Origin of the sequence: Streptomyces sp. TRM70350, assembly GCF_019219825.1 — a bacterium.
GTDB lineage: Bacteria > Actinomycetota > Actinomycetes > Streptomycetales > Streptomycetaceae > Streptomyces.
Genome location: NZ_JAHUXH010000145.1, coordinates 1 through 265, shown reverse-complemented (window position 1 = coordinate 265; position 265 = coordinate 1). Strand labels below are relative to the sequence as shown.

Annotated in this window: 1 protein-coding gene; it reads right to left on the bottom strand. The window is 69.1% G+C overall.

Annotated features, from left to right (window positions below; translation table 11 throughout):
* A partial coding sequence (locus tag KWI83_RS37965; RefSeq protein WP_218518912.1) for a transposase occupies positions 1 to 265 on the bottom strand: 265 nt, incomplete at both ends.

Genomic DNA, 265 nt, shown 5'->3' with positions numbered 1-265 from the left:
GGCCTGGCCGGTCAGGGCAAGCATGGGCATCCAGGCCAGCAGGTCGAGCGCGAGCTGGACGATCTCCAGCCAGACCTGGTTCTGTGCGGTGTCGTGCAGAGGCAGGTTCCGAAGCCCGGTCGAACGCCCGGCCCGGATCCGGTCCTCGGCGCGGGCCCGCAGCCGGTGACGGAGCTCAAGTTCGGCGATCGGCCGGTCGGGAGTATCGGTGGCGAAACAGGTGATCCGCATGCCGTCCGCGTCCGTGATTCTCAACTGGGCCCCA